Source organism: uncultured Fretibacterium sp. (assembly GCF_938040765.1).
Lineage (GTDB): Bacteria > Synergistota > Synergistia > Synergistales > Aminobacteriaceae > CAJPSE01.
Genome location: NZ_CALIAA010000151.1, coordinates 1 through 5,173, shown reverse-complemented (window position 1 = coordinate 5,173; position 5,173 = coordinate 1). Strand labels below are relative to the sequence as shown.

Genomic DNA, 5,173 nt, shown 5'->3' with positions numbered 1-5,173 from the left:
TATCTGAGGGGGATTCCGAGCCGGCTCAGCCTGTTGCTCGGCACCAGCGCGAAGGAGCTGGAGAAGGTTGTCTACTTCGCCCCGACGCGCAAGAAAGAAGGAGCCTGGAAGGTCGTGACCGAAGGGCGCCGAACGGACTTGGCCCGCAAGGAGGCCGTCATCTCCGAGAGCGAGATGAAGGTCCATGCGCATTACGACCCCAAGTTTCGGGCCGAGGAGGCCTTTTCCCTCGAGAACGTCGACAACATTCCCGTCAGCGAGGGGGATGTCCTGACGGCGCAGCAGGTGGCCCGCTTCAAGGCGGACTACGGGGATGAAATCTTCAAGGTGGAGCCGGCCTTCGAGCTGACGGAGGAAATCGAGGGCCTGCCTTTGAAGGTCGGGGACATCGTCCCTCTGTCGCAGGCCGAGGAACACCGGGAGTCGGCCGGGGCGCCGGAGGCCTTTCGCCGGGCCCATATCTCGAACAGCGAGGCCTTCGTCGTCACCGCCGCCCTGAAACTTCCCTTCACGAAGGGAAGCATCGTCTCCAAGACCGAGCTCGAACTTTTTCAGCAGAAATATCCCGGCCGGTTCACATCCGTCCGTTGGGGGATCACGATAGATGATCCCTGTTACCTCGTGGTCGAGCCCGGGGCCTCTCCCTTCGCGTGGGCCGAGGTCATCTACGACCGCCAGCAGGCGCTGTGCCACGCCTACGACAAGAAATTCGAAGCGGGGATCGGAGCGGACGGGGTTCAGACCATCATAGACCGCCTGGACCTCGACCTTCTGGCCGCCTCATTGCGAGAGGAGGTTGCGGAGAGCAGCGGGCAGAAGAAGCGCAAGCTGGTCAAACGCCTGCAGGTGGCGGAGGACTTCAGAAAGAGCACCTCCTCGGCGCAGTCGATGATCCTGAACGTCCTTCCCGTCATCCCGCCGGACCTGCGTCCTCTGGTGCAGCTGGACGGAGGGCGCTTTGCGACGTCCGACCTGAACGACCTCTATCGGCGGGTCATCAACCGCAACAATCGCCTGAAGAAACTTCAGGAGCTCCGGGCTCCGGAGATCATCATCCGAAACGAGAAGCGCATGCTCCAGGAATGTGTGGACGCCCTCATCGACAACGGACGCATGGGCAAGGCAGTGCTGGGTGCGGGGAACCGTCCCCTGAAGAGCCTCACCGACCTCCTGCGCGGCAAGAAGGGGCGCTTCCGCCAAAATCTTCTGGGCAAGCGTGTGGACTATTCCGGGCGTTCCGTCATCGTCATCGGGCCGCAGCTCAAGATCTATCAGTGTGGGCTTCCGAAACAGATGGCGCTCGAGCTGTTCAAGCCCTTCGTCGTCCGCCAGCTCGTGGACCGCGGCCTGGCCCCGAACGTCAAGAGCGCCAAGCGCATCATCGAGCGGGGACGCGAGGAGATCTGGGGGATTCTCGAGGAGATCATCAAGGACCACCCCGTCATGCTGAACCGTGCCCCGACCCTGCATCGCCTGGGCATTCAGGCCTTCGAGCCGGTGCTGATGGAGGGCAAGGCCATCCGCCTCCACCCCATGGTCTGCACGGCGTTCAACGCGGACTTCGACGGCGATCAGATGGCCGTCCACGTTCCGTTGTCCCTGGAGGCCCAGGCCGAGGCGCGGCTTTTGATGCTCTCGGCGAACAACCTTCTCTCCCCGGCCAGCGGGCGTCCCGTCGTCACGCCGACGCAGGATATCGTGCTGGGGATCTATTACCTTACGGACATGCGCCCTGGGGTTCAGGGGGAGGGAATGCACTTCTCGGACATCGAGGACCTCCTCTCGGCCTTCGACCATGGGGCGGTACACGTCAATGCCTCCGTATGGCTCAAGGAGGACCCCTCCTGGGGCACGCGTCCCAAGGGACGCCGCAAATACAGGGGGGAGAACGGCGAGGCCGAGATCGTCGAGGACGCGAGGGACGTCATGGCGCCGGAGGGCGCGACGGTGTTCTTCGAGACCTCGCCGGGCCGGGCTTTGTTCAACAGCATCATCGCGTCTCCCCTGTGCTACGTCAACCACCAGCTGGATAAAAAAAGCATCGGACGCCTTCTGGACGACGCGTACGACAGGATCGACCGTGCGGCCGTCGTGGAGATGCTGGATGCCGTCAAGTCCCTCGGCTACCACTGGGCCGCCAGGAGCGGGATCAGCTTCGGGGTCAAGTCCATCATCATCCCGCCGGAAAAAGCCGAGATCACGGAGGCCACGAAGAAGGAGGACGACGTGGCCAAGGAGAACTACGAGATGGGACTCCTGACCCGCGACGAGTACCTGGCCCAAAAGGGAAAGCTCTGGTCCCGGGCGACGCGGCAGATTGCCGACAAGATCACGGAGCACATGATGCCCGGGAACTCCGTCCTGATGATGGTGGAGAGCGGAGCCCGCGGAAGCCTGGGGCAGATGGGGCAGATGGCGGGAATCCGCGGCCTGATGTCGGACCCCACGGGCCGCACCATCGACTATCCCATCACGGCCAACTTCCGGGAGGGCATGAATATGCTGGAGTACTTCATCTCCACGCACGGCGCCCGGAAGGGGCTTGCGGACACGGCCCTGCGCACGGCCAAGTCCGGCTACCTGACCCGCCGTCTGGTCGATGTGGCTCAGGACCTCATCATCACCGAGCACGACTGCGGCACGGAAAAGGGCATCTGCATCCGTCCCCTGACGAGCGAGCAGAAGGTCATGATCCCCCTGGCCGACCGTATAGCGGGCCGGACCGCACTGAACGACATCGCCTCGCCCGAGACGGGGGAGATCCTTGTCCGCAAGGGGCAGATCATCTCCTACAACGACGCCGCGGCTATCGAACGGAGCGGCATCGAGGAGGTCTGGGTACGCAGTCCGCTTGCCTGCGCTCTCAAGAGGGGACTCTGCCAGAAGTGTTATGGCATGGACCTCTCCTCCCGCCACCTCATTCCCATCGGCGAGGCCGTGGGGGTCGTGGCGGCGCAGTCTATCGGAGAACCCGGAACGCAGCTGACGATGCGCACGTTCCACACGGGCGGCGTGCATCAGGCCGAGGACATCACTCAGGGTCTGCCGCGCATCGAGCAGCTCTTCGAGGTTCGCCGGCCCCGGAAGGTCGCCTTTTTGGCCGGCTTGGACGGCGTCGTCGAGGAGATTCGAAGCTCGGACGGGAAGCGCAAGGTCATCGTCGCCTCGGAGGACGGGACGGAGCGGATCGTCCATACCATCCCCGCCTCGCAGGAACTCAGGGAGGATATCGAGGAGGGCATGGAGGTCGGGACGACGACCCGTTTGACCGAGGGCAGCATCGATCCGCAGCAGCTGCTGGAGGTCAGCGGGATCGACGCGGTCCAGAGGATGCTGGTGGACGAGATCCAGTACGTCTACCACTCTCAGGGCGTCTCCATCAACAATAAGCATATCGAGGTCATCCTGCGCAAGGTCGCTCCCCTCAACCGGGTACGCGTCATCGAGGAGGGGGATACCTCCTTCGTCGCGGGAGACCTGGTCTGGATCGGAGATATCGAAGAGGCGGAAAAGAGCATTCGGGAGGACAACGAGCGCTATGTCGCCGAGGCGGTTCGGATTTTCGTCGGGGACCTTCTGAAATCCGTGGAGAAGGCGCACGAGGAGATCCAGCCTCTGCTGGGCAAGCCCCTGGACGAGGGGGCCATACGCCTGTTGCTCAAACCGGGCATGATGCTCTCCATGCTGACCCTGGAGCATGGAGGACGCGATGTCGAGGTCGTAATCGGCGAGGCTGCCTTCCGTAAGCAGATGGAGGGGCTGGAACTGGTCGAGGACCTCACGGACGGCGAAAGGCATGTGGCGAAGGGGGAGCGCCTGAGCGCGGGCCATCTGCGCCTGATTACCTCGGGTGATCCTTGCCCCATCCTCGTCCGAAACCGGGACTTGCTGGACAAGATGGTAGGGTCCATGTGGCTGGCCGAGGACGTCACCGTCGACGGAGAGGTTCTGGTACCGATGGACACCCCCGTGACCCGAGAGACGGCGGATCTGATCGCCTCTCGCGACGTGCGCGAGCTCAAGGTCTGGCATAACGTCGAGCACGTCAGTGTCGTCGATATGTTCCGGAACGACCTGATGAACGATGACGAGATCTGGGGAAAGACGCTCTTGAAGGCTGTGGATCGCGAGGGGACCCCCTTGTCGGACGTGTCCCAGTTTGTGGACGCCCGCGTGGTTCAGGGGCTGGCCTTGGGGGAGATCGCCGCCATTGAGACCAAAGAGGGGATCTTCGTGCGCGCGAACCTCTTTGCGCGCTTCCTGTCCTCGAAAATCTACGGAAAGGTTCTGCTGGACATGACCTTGACGGAGGGCGCATCCGTCGACTCGCTGGCCTCGGGGCAGGAGATCGGTAAGAACGTCCTGGATGCCATCGTTGACAGGGAGCCTGTGGAGATATTCGTCCGCCCCCTCTCCGCGAAGGTCGATTCCTATGTGCTGATCCGAAACGTCACCTTTGTCCGGAAGCTGAGGGAGAGCCCCGAGTGCAAACCCTTCATCCATGGCATCACCAAGGCTGCATTGGCCACGGACAGCTTCCTGAGCGCCGCATCCTTCCAGCAGACGGCCCAGATCCTCCAGCATCCTGCTCTCGATCGGGCTGTGGAAGCCGTTGAAGGGATCCTGAGCCCCGCCCAGGGCGTCATAGCGGAGCAGTTCGGCGCCGGGCGTGCCCGTGCCGTACCAGCGCTCAACCCGCTCCCAGGTGTGGTTGACGGTGTCGTGGATGTACTGGCTGATCTCCGTGCCCACGAGCTGATCCCCATTGTGGTCAAAATCGAGGCTCGTGTCCAGGCCAAGCATGCGGGGCGTTTCCGTGCCCTCTGCCCCTGTTCCGGCAAAAGCGGCCTCAGGCCCTGCAGCCGTCTGTCCGCCCGACCAGGGGCCGGCACCCGGGCCATGGCTGGCCGGGCCGCCGTACAGGATGTGCAGGCCGGTGGAACCAAAGGGCGGCCGTGGGGCAGGTGCAGAAGGCGCAGAGGGCGCTGCCGGCACGTGGGGATGCGCAGGGCTTGGCCTGTGCGTCCCGGGACCGCCGTGTGGCGGCTGCACACTCACGGTCACCGTGGAGGTGGCGGTACCGCCGTTCCCATCGGAGATGGTGTAGGTGATGATGGCCGTGCCGGTGAAGCCAGGGGTCGGGACAAAGTTCAGGGTCCCGTCCGGGTTTACG

Annotated in this window: 2 pseudogenes; one reads left to right on the top strand and one right to left on the bottom strand. The window is 63.6% G+C overall.

What is annotated here, in order from left to right:
• Nucleotides 1–4,578: pseudogene (gene rpoC / locus Q0176_RS05575) on the top strand (DNA-directed RNA polymerase subunit beta'); the annotation flags it as partial.
• Nucleotides 4,579–5,106: 528 nt separating this feature from the next.
• Here rpoC and Q0176_RS11225 read toward each other — a convergent pair.
• A pseudogene (locus Q0176_RS11225) lies at nt 5,107–5,154 on the bottom strand (hypothetical protein); the annotation flags it as partial.
• Nucleotides 5,155–5,173 lie beyond the last annotated feature (19 nt).